The organism is Streptomyces violaceusniger Tu 4113 (genome assembly GCF_000147815.2).
GTDB classification, from domain to species: Bacteria; Actinomycetota; Actinomycetes; order Streptomycetales; family Streptomycetaceae; genus Streptomyces; species Streptomyces violaceusniger_A.
On sequence record NC_015957.1, the window covers coordinates 5,091,823 to 5,107,178 of the forward strand.

The window sequence follows — 15,356 nt, forward strand, 5'->3', positions numbered from 1 at the left end:
CTCGCGCGTCCGGAACGACCGGCGTTGAGGGACGACGACTTCCGAGCCATACGCACCTCGCCCACGCCAGCGGCCAGGCACGCCCCCCGCCGGTCCGTCACCGTAGCGGCACCCCGAACGGCACCCCCCGGCCTGCGCAACTGCGCGCGCGAACGGGATGCCGCCAGGACAGCGGCGGTGTGAACGCGCACCCTTTTTCTGATCGTCACGTCTTGAACCATGCGCCGCAGAACCGTCCGCGAAAGAGAGGGAGATGTTCCACCCGCGGTCACTCATCACTGTATGCCACCAGTCCGGCAGGTGACGGCACACGGAGACCGGCAGGAACCGAGCAACAGTTCACCAGCACGACCACCCAGGACAAGGAGACCTTGCGCGGCAACGGCAAAGGCAGGTTCCGGGACAGCGAGCCGCTTCCCGCCATGCCGGGGTCATCTCGGTGTCCCAGATCCGCGCGAAGTGCCTGTCCAGGACAGTGAGATAGATGTTGGCCAACAGCGGGGAGACGACTCCTCCTTGCGGAGTACCGGTGAGGGTCTCCGCAAGGCCACCATGCAACTCGACAACCCCGGCCCGCAGAAATGAGGTGACCAGCCGTAAGGCCTTGCGGTCCTTGATGCGCTCGGCCACCAGGCCCATGAGGACGTGGTGGTCGACATTGTCGAAGCAAGCCTTGATGTCGCCCTCGATGACCCACTCGTAGTGCGACGGCCTGCTGGTGCAGTGGTGGATTTCGGCGATGGCATCCTGGGCCCGACGTCCCGGCCGATACCCGTAGCTGGACGGGTAGAAATCGACCTCGAAGATCGGCTCCAGGATCAGCTTGAGGGCCATCTGCGCAACCCGGTCACGCAGAGTCGGGATGCCCAAGTAACGAACCCTTCCGTTCTTCTTGGGGATCACCGCTTGCTTGACCGGTAACGCCGTGAAGGACCCGTCCCTGAGTGAAGAGCGAAGCTCCTCCAGGAGCGGAATCACTCCCAGGCGTTCCTCAATGTGGTACCGGGTGACCCCGTCCACGCCCGCTGTTCTGGCACCCTGGTTGCCGGACACCCGTTCCCAGGCCACCAACAACGTGGCCCGGTCACAAATCAAGTTGAATACATCGCTGAACCGGCGATCCGGTTCATTTCTTGCCCATCGGTGCAGCTTGAGCTGATGATCGAGTACCCGCCGTTCGGCCGCCATACTGCCCGGCCACGATATCGGCGGCGCGTCGTTGTTCAACAACGTCCCTCCCCGACAGCAGCCCTGCCGCTATCACGCTGTCGCCCTTTCCCGTGTGACTGGCTTTCCCAGCCTCTGAGTACTACGGCGACTCCGCCACGATCCGGCGTCATCAGCGGGCGTCGCGCCTGCCCGCCGCCCGGCCGGCTGCCAGACGGGAAGGGCGATGCCAGATCGCTTCCCACGTTCACTGAGAATCTCTACGACGGCTTTGGTGCCCGGCTTTACCCCGGCAGCATCGCCACGGACCGCACATCGCAGTCTTGGTCCGGGCCTCCCGGCGCCCACAGGCTAAAGACACCGGAAGAGGAGAGGCCACCGGATAGAGCACTCTCCAGCACTGCGGCGCGGCCCATCCACCAGATTCGGCAGGCCGCTGACGATTCACGGGGCTTCAACCACCGGTTCAGTTTCCTTACACCCATTCCGTCTTCGCTTGCGGGCACGAACCGTCTGGTGGTGTCGGTTCGCCCCTACGTTCTCGAGGCCGCTTCCAGCTTTGCCCTCAACCCAGGGCTCCGCCTGCCTCCAGCTTCAACTGGTCACTGCGATGACCAGCGGCGGGCTCCTCCTCCCGCTCGATTCCTCAGCGCCTCGTGGCGTACACCCGGTGTCGTCCACGATCAGTACACCGTCAGGTCGGCCGAGCCGCTCGGCACCGTAATCCTGCAGGTCATCACGAATCTCGTCTGGATCCCACTGGTACCACGACAGCAGCCGCTGCAGGCCATACGGGGTGGCATGGCCGGCATGCTCAGCGAGCTGCCATCTGTTCTTCCGGCCCACCGGGCCGAGCAGCCCGCGCACGTAGTCCTGCATCCGACGCCGCGGCTCGATGCGGCCGAACCGCTGGCCCACCCGCAGCAGCAACGACTCCAACTCCGTGGCCCACAGCCCTGCTTCGATATTCGGCTCCATGGCAGGCTCAACGCACCCCGATCGGGTGGGTCACGAACCACAGCCTCCCTGATTCAGCGTCAGCTCACTAGACTCGAAGCAGGCACGGTGACCAGGACACATGGAGAAGCGCAACTGGAGTACTAGGGCTAGGCGGGTCGGTAGAATGGGCTCGAACCACTCGCCGGGACGCAGATTGGCCGGCCCCATCACCGCGACGAACGCCTCTTCGTTCTCGATCCGTCGAGCTCCGGGTCATACAGCCACTCGTGGTCGGCGTCCGGAAGCAGCATGTCGTACAGACCATGAAGGTTGTGCGAGCCCGGAAGGCTGCACACCCACGCCGCGAGCTCTGGGCCACTCGCGTCCTCGAGATCTGTCTCCGTCTCTTCCGCCTCGGAGATCACCGCGCCGAGGGCGATCTGCTCGGCCATGTTCTGCAGGTTGAGCCGTCCCGCGATTGCGATGCGCTCGGCCAGATTGCCCATGACCCCGACCATCCGGGCGATCAGGTCGGGGTTCGGGAGGGGCAATCTGCGGCAGCCAGTCCTCGGCGGTGTCGGGGGTGTTGTCAGGGGTGTCTGCGGACCAGGATGCGGCGAGGTAGAGCCGCCCCGCCTGGGCCGCGGAGATCAAGCCGTTCTCCTCGTCCCCGCGGCCGCAGAGCGTTGCGAGGTCTGGATAGGACTCTCCCCGGGCCATGCTGCCGCCTATCGCTGCGTAGCGGTGATCATCATGCCCTGCGCGCAGCGACCGCGCCGACGTCGAGCGCGAGGCGCTGGCCTCCTACGACTCTCCGACTCTGTTCGACCTGGGCCCACACCCGTTCCTGACGTTGACGCTCTTCATCGGGATCTTCGGGCGCGACCACGAGCCCATGGGGCTTCCAGGCCGAGTACGCCCGCCGACTCGCGGCTTGCACCATGCCCTACCCGGAGATCGCCACGTGAATGCGCCGGTACAGGGGACCGGCCTCAGCCGCGGGCACGTGCGACGGGCCCGTCCCCAACGACGCTGATGAGCAGCTGGGCCGTGTGGGCGATGTGCTCGCGAAGCAACCGTGCCGCGAGGTCGGGCTGCCTCCCGACCGCGGCCTCGAGCAAGGCACGGTGCTCCGCGACTAGGTCGCGATGGGGTTCCTGGCCGAACGAGACCGACCACTGCCGGTACAGCTCAGCCTCCTCTCGGTACGCGCGGGCGGTATCGAGCAGCCGGCGATTCGTGCAGCCGTCGAGCAAGGCGAGATGGAACGCGGCGTGCGCGGCGGCCCATTCGTCCGTTGGATGGGCTGGATCGTCCGGGCTGAGGAAGAGCGCACGTTCGAGCACGTGGTGGGCGGCGACCGCGCGAGACTCCCACTGCACGTCACCTTCGAGCACAGACAGCCTCAGCACCAGCGACTCGATCTCGACCCGGGCGCGCGTGAGATCCGCGAGATCCTCATAGGACAGCGGCGTCACCATGTAGCCCTGGTGCGGCTGGGTCTTGACCAGACCCTCCGACGTCAGCCGGGTCAACGCCTCGCGCGCCGCGCCCACGCTGACCCCGTACTGCTCGCAGAGATCAGGGAACTTCAGGCGCGCTCCGGGCACCAGGCGTCCGCCGAGGATGTCGTTCCGCAGTCGACGGTGCACCTCGGCGGTCCGTGTCCCGGACGTTCCCTGTCTGGCCATGGTTCTTACCGTACACGGTAATACGAACGATGGACGAACTTTCGAAAGTATCTTGACGCTTCGATCGGCGAGGCGTAGACATGGCAAACCGACACCGAAGCCGGTCGCGGTCGCCGCCCCGTCGGGCACGGCGACCCCATTCTCGAGGAGTAGTTGCGTGCGTTTCGCCACCATCTCCGGTCGACTCCACCAGGTCGTCAGCCCCGGCCGAGTCGTCGACCTGAACTCCGCCAGCGGGGGCCGCCTGCCAGCCGACCCGCAAGAGGCCTATCTGCGCTGGGACGAGGTCCTCGAGTTCGCGGCAACGGGATCTGCCCAGCCGACCGAGGTCGACGAGCAGGACTTCGGCAACCCCGTGCCGACGCCGCGTCAGGTCTTCGCCATCGGCCTGAACTACTCGGACCACGCCGCAGAATCGAACTTCGCCGTCCCCGATCACCCGCCGGTCTTCACCAAGTTCGTCACCTCGCTGACCGGCCCGTTCGGTGAGATCGCGGTGCCACCCGGGCATGTCGACTGGGAGGTCGAGCTCGTCGTGGTCATCGGTCGGCACGCGCACCGCGTCGCCGCCCAGGACGCGTGGTCCCACGTCGCCGGTCTCACGGTCGGGCAGGACATCAGCGAGCGGATCCTGCAGTCCTCCGGACCCGCACCGCAGTTCAGCCTGGGCAAGTCCCACCCCGGGTTCGGCCCCCTCGGACCCGTCCTGGTCACCCCGGACGAGCTGCCCGACCGCGACGATCTCGAGCTCGGGTGCCTGGTCAACGGCGAGCAGATGCAGAAGGGGCGGACCAGGGACATGGTCTTCCCGGTATCCGAACTGATCGCCCGGCTCTCGGCGGTGACCCCGCTGCTCCCCGGCGACGTGATCTTCACGGGGACTCCGTCGGGCGTCGGTCTCGGCCGAACTCCGCAGTGCTGGCTGCAGGCGGGCGACGAGCTGGTCACCTATGTCCGGGGGATCGGCGAGATGCGCCACCGACTGGTCGCCCCCGCAGCCTGACCCCCCGACCCCGGTAGCGGAAAGGACGGTAACGATGCCGCTCCACCGACTGAACGCGATCACGATCGGCGTCCCGAACGTCGAAGCGACCGTCGCCTACTACACTGACTTCGGCCTCACACCGGAGGCGGACGGCTGGCTGAGCAGCACGGACGGCGGCCGACAGCTGCGCATCGTCCGCAGCGGGGTGCGCAGGCTCGTCGAGGTCGGGATCGGCGCCGAGCACCTTGACGACGCCGCCGCCGTGGTGCACCGCCTGCGCGCCGCCGACCTCCCGGTCGAGCACGAAGGGACCGGGCTGACCACCGTCGAGCCCGTCACCGGCACGCGGGTCTCGGTGCGGGTGGCCGAGCCGATCCGCCAACAGCTGGTCCCTCCGAGCGTCTACAACGGACCCGGGCGTGCCGAACGGGGCACCGGCCGGGCGCCCGGTGTGCTGCGCACGAACGCGGTGCGCCCGCGCAAGCTCGGCCACGTGGTGCTCGGGTCGACCGACTACGAGGCGACCATCCGGTTCTTCACCGACCTGATCGGGTTCAAGGTCAGCGACCGGATCGCCGGCCACGGCGCCTTCCTGCGCTGCTCCACAGACCATCACAACGTCCTGGTGCTCAACGCGCCGGTCGCGTTCCTGCACCACAGTTCGTGGCAGGTCGACGACGTCGACGAGGTCGGCCGCGGCGCCTCCGCGATGCTCGAGGGTCGGCCCGATCGCCACGTCTGGGGCCTCGGCCGACACCACGCCGGATCGAACTTTTTCTGGTACCTCAAGGACCCCGCGGGGAACTTCTCCGAGTACTACTCCGACATGGACTGCATCCTCGACGATCAGCTCTGGTCGCCGGAGACCCTCGAGGGTGCGCGCGGGCTGTTCAACTGGGGTCCGCCGCCGCCCCCGTCCTTCCTCGCCCCCGACGACCTCGCCGAGATGATGACGGGCGCCCACCAGCCCGGCTGACCGGCCCACTCCACCGACCCCGCCGCGCCGTTCGCGCGACCCACTGGAAAGGACGCATCACGCCATGCTGCCCAAGGAAGTTTCCGTCCTCATCGTCGGAGGCGGTGGGAGCGGCCTCTCGTCGTCGATCTTCCTGTCCGACCTCGGCGTCGACTCCCTGCTGGTCGAGCGGCGCCCCGCCACGTCGCACATGCCGAAGGCGGGCGCCCACAACCAGCGCACGATGGAGATCTTCCGACGCCACGGGATCGCCGAGCAGATCCAGGCGATCGGTGCACCCGCGGAGGCCCGGATCCGTGCCTCGTGGATGACCTCGCTGGGCGGGGACGACGAGCTCGACCGCAAGCACCTCTTCAGTATCGACGTCAACGGCGAGGGGATCTACCGCGACATCTTCGAGAAGGACAGCCCCGAGCTCTCCGCGGGTCTGGGGCAGTACCTCCTCGAGCCGCTCCTCCAGCGCAACGCCGAGGAGCGCAACCCGGGTGGGGTCCGCTTCGGCTTCGAGCTGATCTCCCTGGCCCAGGAGGGCGACTGGGCGATCGCGGAGGTCCGCGAGCGCGAGTCTGAGCAGGTTCACACGGTCCGCGCCCGCTACGTCATCGCAGCGGACGGTGGTCGGGCCGTCGGACCGATGTTCGACGTCACGATGGTCGGGCAGACCGGCCTCGCGACGATGACCAGCTTGTACTTCCGGGCGGACCTCTCCGCCTACGTCAACGACGACGTGATGGTCCACTGGTTCGTCGGCCCACGGTTTGGATCGTGGGCCGGTGGATGTCTGGTAAAGGCCGGCCCGAAGAACTGGGACAGCCACTCCGAGACCTGGACCATCCACCTGATGATCCCGCCGGACGACCCCGACGCCCAGAACCTCACCAACGAGCGCGCCCTGGCCCGTCTGCGGGAGGTGCTCAACCTCCCCGACCTCGACGCGGAGATCCTCGGCGTCAGCCCCTGGCACATCGAGTCCGTCCACATTGAGAAGAGCCGCATCGGCAACATCTTCTTCATCGGTGACGCGGCGCACCGCCAGCCGCCCACCTCCGGGCTCGGCCTGCAGTCGGCGATCCAAGATGCCGACAACCTGGCATGGAAGCTCGCCGCGGTGCTCAAGGGGTGGGCGGACCCGTCCATCCTGGACACGTACGAGACCGAGCGCAGGCCCGTCATCCAGGACAATATCGAATACGCGCTCTTCGCCTTCCAGAACCAGTTCGCCTTTGAAGCAGGCATGGGACTTACTCACGCCCGGACGCCCGAGGAGCGCAGGACCGTGCTGCTCAAGTACCTCGAGGACAGCCCCATGGGGCGAACACGACGGGCAGTGGGCCACGAGGTGTTCAACACCGGGCGCATGGAGCTCGACCCCCATGACCGCGAGATCGGCTTCCACTACGAGGAAGGGGTCGTTCTCCCCGACGGGACCGCGGCCCCGTCCAGAGATCCGATGGGGGTCATCTACACCCCGACGACGCGGCCGGGCCACCGGCTTCCCCACGCTTGGCTGAACGACCGCGGCAAGCGACTTTCCACCCATGACATCGGCGGCATCGGGACTTTCATCCTGCTCACCGGTCCCGACGGCGCAGCCTGGTGCGAAGCCGCCGAGCGCCTGTCGGCCAGCTCGGGCGTTCCCATCGAGGCCTATCGCATTGCCCCAGGTGGCGACTTCGGCGATCCGGCACGCTCGTGGTCCGCTCTGAGCGAGATCGAGGCCGACGGCGCGCTCCTCGTGCGACCTGACCGCTACATTGCCTGCCGTTTTCAATCAGGGCCGGCAGATCCGTACGCGACGCTCGAGAGCGCTCTTGCGAAGCTCCTGAACCCTTCACCGCAGCAACGGACCGACGACGCCGCTCAAGTCGGCGTGCCGGTCGATGTTGAGCAACTACGACCTCACAATGACATCCCCGCGCTCAGGCAGTAACAATGTCCGAGATCGATCTGTCTCCGCTCTTCACGCCACACACCATAAGGTCGCTCACTCTTGCTGGTCGTTTCGTGGTCCCGGGGATGCAGCGCGCCATGTGCAAGGATGGTTCACCCCTCCCGTCACTGGCCCAGTACTACAGGAGACGGGTAGAAGGCGGATTCGGTCTGATTATAAGCGAATCCACTGCAATCGACCACGAGTCCGCCACGAGGCAGCCGGCGGCCGCGTGGATACGGCCTGATACGGCCGAGAGTTGGCGGCATTGCGTCAAGGAGGTGAAGAGCGCCGGAGGGCACCTGCTGCTGCAACTCTGGCATGAGGGCGCCATGCGTGCGGCAGAAGGCGACGACGCTTGGTCGACGTATCCGACAATCAGCCCTTCGGGTCTGACGCAAAAGGGAAAAGTCAACGGTCGCGCCGCTACGACGGAAGACTTGCGCTCTCTTCGTGAAGCCTACGTCAGATCGGCATTGTTGGCGCAGGAGATCGGGTTCAGCGGCGTCGAGATCCACGCGGCGCATGGATACTTGCTCGACCAGTTCCTGTGGGCAGAGACCAACCTCCGCGCCGATGGCTACGGCGGCCCGGATATACAAGATCGGGCGCGGTTTCCCGCGGAGGTCGTCGCCGCCGTTCGAGCCGATGTGCGACACGACTTCATCATAAGTTTCAGACTCTCCCAATGGAAAACCACCGACTTCGAAGCCAGCATCGTCCGCAGTCCTGACGAACTAGAACTCTTGCTTGCGCTCATCAGGCATGCCGGTGCTGATATTTTCAACATCTCTACGCGTCGGTTCGATCGGCCGGAGTGGTCAGGCGACTTGAGCTTGGCAGGCTGGGCGAAGAAATTCACTGACGCCACGGTCATGGCGGTCGGCGGTGTGGGGATAAAAGGCGACATCACCGACATGCTGTTGGGGCGGGAATCTTCTCCGCGCCTGATGGCCAGCCTCATGGCGGTGCGGCGACGCTTTCTGGCGGGGGAATTCGACTTGCTGGCGATCGGACGCAGCAGTATAGCTGACGCGGATTTTGCCACCAAGATTCGGCAGAGTCGATTCGATGAGATCCGGCCGTTCTCACTGGCGCTACTCAAGGAGCATATGGACAGTTGGGGCTCCACCTCGGAGCGCAAGGACGCAGTCATCGCGGACGACACGACGCCATGAGTAACGACGTTGAACGTCTTTGCAACCCTGTGCGAGGCCGCATGCTTTCCATCGCGGCGGCATCGCATCAATCCGCATTCTTGACAAATGAGAAGCGGTGCGTGACTCGCCAGGTGCGGCTTCGCACGATGAGCAAATGAGAGGATGAGGATGAGTCAGCGACCAGACAGCGATGCCACGGCGACGCCCGCCCGCCGTGTCGAGGATCCGCTCGAGATGCGAGATCTCGACGAGATGTACCAGCTCTACGGCGAGCTTCGGTCCTGCCCAGTGAGCCACAGCGAGGCGCAGGGAGGCTTCTACTGGCTGTCTCGCTACCAGGACGTTCGCGCCGCGGCGCTCGACTACAAGCAGTTCTCCTCCGGGCTCAAGGGCGTCCGGCTGCCGGCGGACGTCTCCACAGGGAGGCTGCCGTCCATCGAGATGGACCCGCCCGAACAGGGGTTCTGGCGGCGCCTCTACATGGAGGCGGTCACGCCCGCCAAGCTCAAGTGGGTGGTACCGCGCCTGGAGGCGCTGGCGGACGGCCTCATCGACCGGTTCGCCAGCGCGGGGGAGTGTGACCTGGTCCAGGAGTTCACCAGGCCGCTGCCGGTGCTGGGCATCTGCGAGACCATCGGGATGACCGGCGTGTCGGTCGAGCGCATCCACGAGCTCGCCGACCGGTTCACCCAGTCCGACGTGGCGACCCAGGGCGCCGTCATGCAGCAGATCGGCATGACGGTGCTCCAGGAGATCACCGAGCGGCGGGAGCGGCCGCGGGAGGACTACCTGACGCGGATCGCGCAGGTGGAGTTCGAGGGGCGGCTGCTCACCGACGGCGAGCTGGCGACCTTCATGACCGGCTTCTTCGTGGCGGGCCACGAGACAACCACGTCCGCCCTGGGCACGCTCCTGCTCCACACGTTGCCGAACCCCGACCTGCGGGCTCGGATGCTGGCCGACGACAAGGTGATGACCGCGGCGATCGAGGAGTCCGTGCGACTGTTCTCGCCGTTCCAGGCCTTCCACCGCACGACGACGGCGCAGGGCGAGGTCGGCGAGGCCACCATCCCGGCCGACGAGACGGTCCGGCTGTGCTGGGGGGCCGCGAACCGGGACCCCGAGGTCTTCGACCGGCCCGAGGAGTTCGACCCGGACCGCGCGTTCACCACCCATCTCGGCTTCGGCTTCGGGCGCCACGTCTGCCTCGGGGCGCCGCTCGCCCGCGTCGAGATGACGATCGCCTTCCGGCAGCTGCTGCGTCGGCTGCCGGACGTCCAGCTCGTCGAGTCCGGCCCCGACTACCACGTCGAGGCCGGAACCCTGATCGCCCCCAAGACCTGCCGCGTGACCTTCACCCCGAAGCCATGACCACGACGATTCGCCCGGGTGGCGCGTCTTTCGGCGAGAGGACGATGTGATGTCAGGTGCGGACGAGTCCTTCGACGTCGTGGTGGTCGGCTCCGGTGGCGCCGGTGTCGCGGCGGCGCTGAGCGCGCGGCACCACGGCGTGACCGCAGTGGTGCTGGAGCGTAGCGACAAGCTGGGGGGCACCACCGCCGTCTCGGCCGGTGTCCCGTGGATCCCGAACAACCACCACATGGACGAGATTGGGTCGAGCGACTCCCGCGAGCAGGCGCTCACCTACCTGCGGGCCCTGTCCCTGGGCGGGATGGACCTGGAGCTGGCGGAGGTCTACGTCGACGAGGCGCCGGAGCTCCTCCAGTTCCTGGAGACCGAGACCCCCCTGTCCTTCAGCGCGATCAGCCTGCCCGACTACCACCCCGAGAAGCCCGGCGGCACGGCTGGGCGGTCGGTGGAGCCCGCGCTCTTCCCGGTCGGCGAGCTCGGCGACCTGCGTCCCCACCTGCGGTCGACGCCCTGCATCCCGATCCCGCTGTGCTGGCAGGACCTGCAGGACGGCTTCGACTCGCTCGACCTCCAAGCCGTCGGCGACCGCATCGCCAAGGGACTGGTCGGGACCGGCGAGGCGCTCATGGCGGGACTGATCAAGGGGGCCGTGGACAAGGGGGTCGAGTTCCGCCGCAACGCGCGGGCCCGCCGCCTCGTGATCGAGGACGGCACGGTCGTCGGGCTGGAATACGAGGCCGGGGGCAAGACCCGGACCATCGCCGCCCGCCGCGCGGTGATCCTGGCCAGCGGGGGGTTCGAGTGGAACGAGGAGCTGGTGAAGGACCATGTCGCCGGCCCGGTCGAGGCGTCGCTGAGCCCGCCGTTCAACGAGGGGGATGGTCTCATCATGGCGATGGAGGCCCGGGCGGCCATCGCCAACACGAAGGAGGCCTACTGGATGCCTGCTCTCGGCATCCCCGGCGAGGAGTACGACGGGCGGCAGCTCTACCGACTGACCGCTGGCGAGCGGGCCGACCCCCGGTCGATCATGGTCAACCGGGCGGGGAAGCGCTTCGTCAACGAGGCGCACAACTACAGCGACGTCGGGCGTGCCATGCACAACTTCGACGAGATGGCCTTCGACTACCCGAACCTGCCCGCCTGGATCGTCGTCGACGACGACTTCATGAAGCGGTACCCCTTCGGTCCGCGGCTGCCCGGCGAGCCCGTTCCCGACTGGCTGGAGACGGGGGCGACCCTGCGCGAGCTCGCCGGGAGGATCGGGGTTGACCCGGACGGTCTGGAGGCGACCGTCGAGCGGTTCAACGACCATGTGGCGAGGGGGTGGGATCCCGACTTCGGTCGCGGCACCAGCCGCTACGACCTCGCCTTCGCGGACCGTTCCCGCCGGGGCGCGCTGCAGACCCTCGGCCCAATCGAGAACGCGCCGTTCTACGCCTGTCGCGTCTACTCGGGTGTCCTGGGGACCAAGGGCGGAGCCAAGATCAATGCCCGGTCGGAGGTGCTCGACACGCGAGGTGAGCCCATCGACGGTCTCTACGCGGCCGGCAACGTCAGCGCCGGGTTCACTGGGATGGCCTACCCCGGCGGTGGCGGAACCGTGGGGCCGGCGCTCGTCTTCGGACACATCGCCGGTCGCAACGCCGCGGCGAGAGAGAACGCGTTCCAGGGCCGGCCCCGCACGCCGCCCGTTCCTGCCCATCCGTGCTCACCCGTGGCGACACCCGGTGTCCGCCCGTCACCTCGAGGATCGAAAGCTGACCGATGAGTGTTGAGATCACTGTGACCACCCGCACGGGCGACGTCCGCCTGATCGAGGGGGATGAGGGCATCAGCCTCATGGAGGCGATCCGCGACTCCGGCATCGACGAGCTGGACGCGCTGTGTGGCGGATGCTGCTCGTGCGCGACCTGCCACGTCTACGTCGACACCGAGTCCGCACACGAGCTGCCGCCGCTGACCGACGACGAGAACGACCTGCTCGACAGTACCGAGCACCGGGGGGAGACCTCGCGGCTGTCGTGTCAGATCCTGCTGTCGGCGAAGGTCGCGGGTCTGAAGGTGCAGATCGCCGAGGAGGAATGAGCGCCATGTCTGAGGGAGTGTCCGGTCACTCGGACGTCCTGATCGTCGGTGGCGGCCATGCCGGCGCCAACGCCGCGTTGTCGTTGCGCCAGCAGGGGTTCTCCGGCACGGTCACGATCGTCGGGCGCGAGCACGAGCCGCCCTACCAACGCCCACCGCTGAGCAAGGAGTACCTCGCCGGGGACAAGGCGTTCGAGCGGTTGCATCTCCGTCCGCGTGAGGTCTGGGGTGAGAAGGACATCGACCTCCGCCTCGGCCAGACGGTCGTCGAGGTCGACGCGGCCACGAAGACGGTGACGCTCGACGACGGCGCCCGGGTGGGCTTCGGGACGCTGATCTGGGCTGCGGGCGGAGACGCCCGCCGCCTGGTCTGCGAAGGCGCGGAGCTCGCGGGCGTGCACACGGTGCGGCACCGTGCCGATGTCGACGGGCTGATGGCGGCGATCGAGGCCGGAGCCCGGCGGGTGGTCATCGTCGGGGGTGGCTACATCGGGCTGGAGGCGGCGGCGGTACTCACAAAGCTCGGCCTCTCGGTGACACTCCTCGAGGCCCTGCCCCGTGTCCTGGCGCGCGTGGCGGGGGAGGAGCTGTCCTCCTTCTACGAGGCTGAGCACCGCTCCAGGGGCGTCGACTTGCGCACCGGGGCGGTGGTCGACCGGATCGAGGGCCGGGACACGGTCACGGGCGTCCGGCTCTCCGACGGATCCGTCCTGGAGTGCGACATCGTCGTCGTCGGCATCGGTATCGTGCCCTCCGTCGGGCCCCTGCTCGAGGCCGGTGCCGCCGGTGGGGTCGGTGTTGACGTCGACGGGGAGTGCCGCACGTCGTTGCCCGACGTCTACGCCATCGGCGACTGCGCGGCCCATGCGAACAGTTTCGCCGACGGCGCGGTCATCCGGCTTGAATCGGTGCAGAATGCGAACGACATGGCCGTGGTCGCCGCGAAGTCGATCTGCGGGAAGCCCGAAGAATACACCGCGATGCCGTGGTTCTGGTCGAATCAGTACGATCTGAAGCTTCAGACGATAGGACTGTCTACGAGTTTCGATACGACGGTCGTACGGGGCGACCCGGCACAGCGCTCATTCTCGGTAATCTATCTCCGGAATGGGCGGGTCATCGCTCTGGACTGTGTCAACGCGGTGAAGGACTTCGTCCAGGGCAGGAAACTGATCGAAAAGGCGTCCGCGGTGGCGCCGGCCCTCTTGGCCGACACGTCGTCGGCCCCTCAAGGACCTGCCCGCGGGGCTGGTTGGCCCCGTAGCCGGTCGCTCCCCTCGTCATTGGAAGGTGTCGATGTCTCAAAAGGTCCGTGGGGTCGTCTCTCTGAAGAAGAGTGAGCCGGTTACCGTCGAGACGATCGTCGTCCCGGACCCGGGTCCGGGCGAGGCCGTCGTCCAGGTGCAGGCCTGCGGGGTGTGCCACACCGACCTGCACTACCGCGAGGGCGGGATCAACGACGAGTTCCCGTTCCTGCTCGGCCACGAGGCCGCCGGGGTCGTGGAGTCCGTCGGTGAGGGCGTCACCGAGGTCGCCCCGGGCGACTTCGTCATCCTGAACTGGCGTGCGGTGTGCGGACAGTGTCGGGCCTGTCGGAAGGGCAAGCCCTGGTACTGCTTCAACACCCACAACGCCACCCAGAAGATGACCCTGCAGTCCGGGCGGGAGCTGTCCCCCGCCCTCGGGATCGGCGCATTCGCCGAGAAGACCCTCGTCGCCGCCGGACAATGCACCAAGGTCAACCCCGCGGTGAAGCCCCAGGTCGCGGGCCTGCTCGGCTGCGGCGTGATGGCCGGCATCGGCGCCGCGATCAACACCGGCGGCATCGGCCGCGGCGACTCCATCGCCGTCATCGGCTGCGGCGGGGTCGGGGACGCGGCCATCGCGGGCGCCCAGCTCGCCGGCGCCTCCACGATCATCGCCGTGGACACCGACGACCGGAAGCTGGAGCTGGCCAAGGGCTTCGGCGCCACGCACACCGTGAACGCGAAGGAGACCGACGCGGTCGAGGCCATCCAGGCCGCCACCGACGGGTTCGGCGCGGACCTCGTGGTCGACGCCGTCGGGCGGCCGGAGACCTGGAAGCAGGCCTTCCTCGCCCGCGACCTCGCCGGCACCGTCGTCCTGGTCGGCGTCCCGACGCCGGACATGACCGCCCCGGAGCTGCCGCTGATCGAGTACTTCGGCCGCGGCGGCGCGCTCAAGTCCAGCTGGTACGGCGACTGCCTGCCCTCGCGGGACTTCCCGATGCTCGTCGACCTGCACCTGCAGGGCCGGCTGCCGCTGGAGAAGTTCGTCTCCGAGACCATCGGGCTGGACGACATCGAGACCGCCTTCGCCAAGATGCACCACGGGGACGTGCTGCGCTCGGTCGTGGTGTTCTGATGGCGGGCATCGATCATGTGCTCACCTCGGGGACGTTCTCGCTGGACGGGGGCACTTGGGACGTCGACAACAACGTCTGGATCGTCGGTGACGACACTGAGGTGATCATCGTCGACGCCGCGCACGACGCGGAGGCCATCGCGGCCGCCGTCGGGGACCGGCGGGTGAAGGCGATCGTCTGCACCCACGCGCACGACGACCACGTCAACCAGGCCCCCGCGCTGGCGGACCGCTTCTCCGCGCCGATCCTGCTGAACCCGGCCGAGGCCCCGCTGTGGGAGATGACCTGGCTGGACCACAAGCCGGACGAAAGCATCGCGCACGGGCAGATCCTCACGGTGGGCGGCATCGAGATCGAGGCCCTGCTGACGCCCGGCCATTCGCCCGGCTCGACCTGTCTGTACATCCCCGAGCTGGGCACAGTCCTCACGGGCGACACCCTGTTCGCCGGCGGTCCCGGGGCCACCGGCCGCTCCTACTCGAGCTTCGACACGATCATCGACTCGATTAGTGGGACCCTCTTGACGCTCCCCGGCGACACCGTGGTCCGGACCGGACACGGCGACGCCACCGCCATCGGCGCCGAGGCTCCCCACCTCGAGGAATGGGTCGCCCGCGGCCACTGAGCGCTCGACGATCCGGGCTCATCCAGGCCCGACGCGCG

The 15,356-nt window shown here is 67.6% G+C and carries 13 protein-coding genes and 1 pseudogene; 10 read left to right on the plus strand and 4 right to left on the minus strand.

Annotated elements, in window-relative coordinates:
* Positions 1 to 339: 339 nt before the first annotated feature.
* From STRVI_RS21055 to STRVI_RS21070, 4 genes and pseudogenes are all read right to left on the minus strand, one after another.
* Complete coding sequence (locus tag STRVI_RS21055) at positions 340 to 1,230, minus strand: reverse transcriptase domain-containing protein (protein WP_014057675.1); 891 nt, start codon at positions 1,228 to 1,230, stop codon at positions 340 to 342.
* Positions 1,231 to 1,794: 564 nt separating this feature from the next.
* Positions 1,795 to 2,145, minus strand: a pseudogene (locus STRVI_RS21060) (transposase); the annotation flags it as partial.
* Positions 2,146 to 2,333: 188 nt separating this feature from the next.
* The gene (locus tag STRVI_RS21065; protein ID WP_150112903.1) at positions 2,334 to 2,612 is read right to left on the minus strand and encodes a hypothetical protein; all 279 of its coding nucleotides are present in this window, start codon (positions 2,610 to 2,612) and stop codon (positions 2,334 to 2,336) included.
* A 486-nt stretch (positions 2,613 to 3,098) separates the two neighbouring features.
* Positions 3,099 to 3,797 carry a GntR family transcriptional regulator gene (locus tag STRVI_RS21070; RefSeq protein WP_014057679.1) on the minus strand — a complete coding sequence of 233 codons (699 nt, stop codon included), beginning with the start codon at positions 3,795 to 3,797 and terminating at the stop codon, positions 3,099 to 3,101.
* A gap of 157 nt (positions 3,798 to 3,954) precedes the next feature.
* Here STRVI_RS21070 and STRVI_RS21075 point away from each other — a divergent pair, with 157 nt between their 5' ends.
* From STRVI_RS21075 to STRVI_RS21120, 10 genes are all read left to right on the plus strand, one after another.
* Complete coding sequence (locus STRVI_RS21075; RefSeq protein WP_014057680.1) at positions 3,955 to 4,800, plus strand: fumarylacetoacetate hydrolase family protein; 846 nt, start codon at positions 3,955 to 3,957, stop codon at positions 4,798 to 4,800.
* Positions 4,801 to 4,834: 34 nt separating this feature from the next.
* Positions 4,835 to 5,758 (plus strand): VOC family protein, encoded by a 924-nt coding sequence (locus tag STRVI_RS21080; protein WP_014057681.1) that lies wholly within the window; start codon positions 4,835 to 4,837, stop codon positions 5,756 to 5,758.
* Between the two features lie 64 nt (positions 5,759 to 5,822).
* Positions 5,823 to 7,688: an FAD-dependent monooxygenase gene (locus STRVI_RS21085; protein WP_014057682.1), complete on the plus strand. Its 1,866-nt coding sequence runs from the start codon at positions 5,823 to 5,825 to the stop codon at positions 7,686 to 7,688.
* Positions 7,689 to 7,690: 2 nt separating this feature from the next.
* The gene (locus STRVI_RS47095) at positions 7,691 to 8,866 is read left to right on the plus strand and encodes an NADH:flavin oxidoreductase (RefSeq protein WP_014057683.1); all 1,176 of its coding nucleotides are present in this window, start codon (positions 7,691 to 7,693) and stop codon (positions 8,864 to 8,866) included.
* Positions 8,867 to 9,016: 150 nt separating this feature from the next.
* Positions 9,017 to 10,219, plus strand: a complete 1,203-nt coding sequence (locus STRVI_RS21095; protein WP_167543213.1) for a cytochrome P450 — start codon at positions 9,017 to 9,019, stop codon at positions 10,217 to 10,219.
* 49 nt (positions 10,220 to 10,268) lie between these two features.
* Positions 10,269 to 11,990, plus strand: coding sequence for an FAD-dependent oxidoreductase (locus STRVI_RS21100; protein ID WP_014057685.1), 1,722 nt, complete (start codon positions 10,269 to 10,271; stop codon positions 11,988 to 11,990).
* On the plus strand, positions 11,987 to 12,307 hold the full coding sequence (locus STRVI_RS21105) for a 2Fe-2S iron-sulfur cluster-binding protein (RefSeq protein ID WP_014057686.1): 321 nt from the start codon (positions 11,987 to 11,989) through the stop codon (positions 12,305 to 12,307). Before STRVI_RS21100 ends, STRVI_RS21105 begins: the two co-directional genes overlap by 4 nt.
* Positions 12,244 to 13,647, plus strand: a complete 1,404-nt coding sequence (locus tag STRVI_RS21110; RefSeq protein WP_208949155.1) for an NAD(P)/FAD-dependent oxidoreductase — start codon at positions 12,244 to 12,246, stop codon at positions 13,645 to 13,647. The genes STRVI_RS21105 and STRVI_RS21110 overlap by 64 nt, the downstream gene beginning before the upstream one ends.
* The gene (locus STRVI_RS21115) at positions 13,604 to 14,692 is read left to right on the plus strand and encodes an S-(hydroxymethyl)mycothiol dehydrogenase (RefSeq protein ID WP_014057688.1); all 1,089 of its coding nucleotides are present in this window, start codon (positions 13,604 to 13,606) and stop codon (positions 14,690 to 14,692) included. Before STRVI_RS21110 ends, STRVI_RS21115 begins: the two co-directional genes overlap by 44 nt.
* Positions 14,689 to 15,318, plus strand: a complete 630-nt coding sequence (locus tag STRVI_RS21120) for an MBL fold metallo-hydrolase (RefSeq protein ID WP_208949261.1) — start codon at positions 14,689 to 14,691, stop codon at positions 15,316 to 15,318. Before STRVI_RS21115 ends, STRVI_RS21120 begins: the two co-directional genes overlap by 4 nt.
* The last annotated feature ends 38 nt before the right edge of the window (positions 15,319 to 15,356 follow it).

Coding starts and splice junctions, on each gene's coding strand:
- STRVI_RS21065 (WP_150112903.1), bottom strand. CDS start 2,612: ATGGGCAATCTGGCCGAGCGCATCGCAATCGCGGGACGGCTCAACCTG.
- STRVI_RS21070 (WP_014057679.1), bottom strand. CDS start 3,797: ATGGCCAGACAGGGAACGTCCGGGACACGGACCGCCGAGGTGCACCGT.
- STRVI_RS21080 (WP_014057681.1), top strand. CDS start 4,835: ATGCCGCTCCACCGACTGAACGCGATCACGATCGGCGTCCCGAACGTC.
- STRVI_RS21085 (WP_014057682.1), top strand. CDS start 5,823: ATGCTGCCCAAGGAAGTTTCCGTCCTCATCGTCGGAGGCGGTGGGAGC.
- STRVI_RS47095 (WP_014057683.1), top strand. CDS start 7,691: ATGTCCGAGATCGATCTGTCTCCGCTCTTCACGCCACACACCATAAGG.
- STRVI_RS21095 (WP_167543213.1), top strand. CDS start 9,017: ATGAGTCAGCGACCAGACAGCGATGCCACGGCGACGCCCGCCCGCCGT.
- STRVI_RS21100 (WP_014057685.1), top strand. CDS start 10,269: ATGTCAGGTGCGGACGAGTCCTTCGACGTCGTGGTGGTCGGCTCCGGT.
- STRVI_RS21105 (WP_014057686.1), top strand. CDS start 11,987: ATGAGTGTTGAGATCACTGTGACCACCCGCACGGGCGACGTCCGCCTG.
- STRVI_RS21115 (WP_014057688.1), top strand. CDS start 13,604: ATGTCTCAAAAGGTCCGTGGGGTCGTCTCTCTGAAGAAGAGTGAGCCG.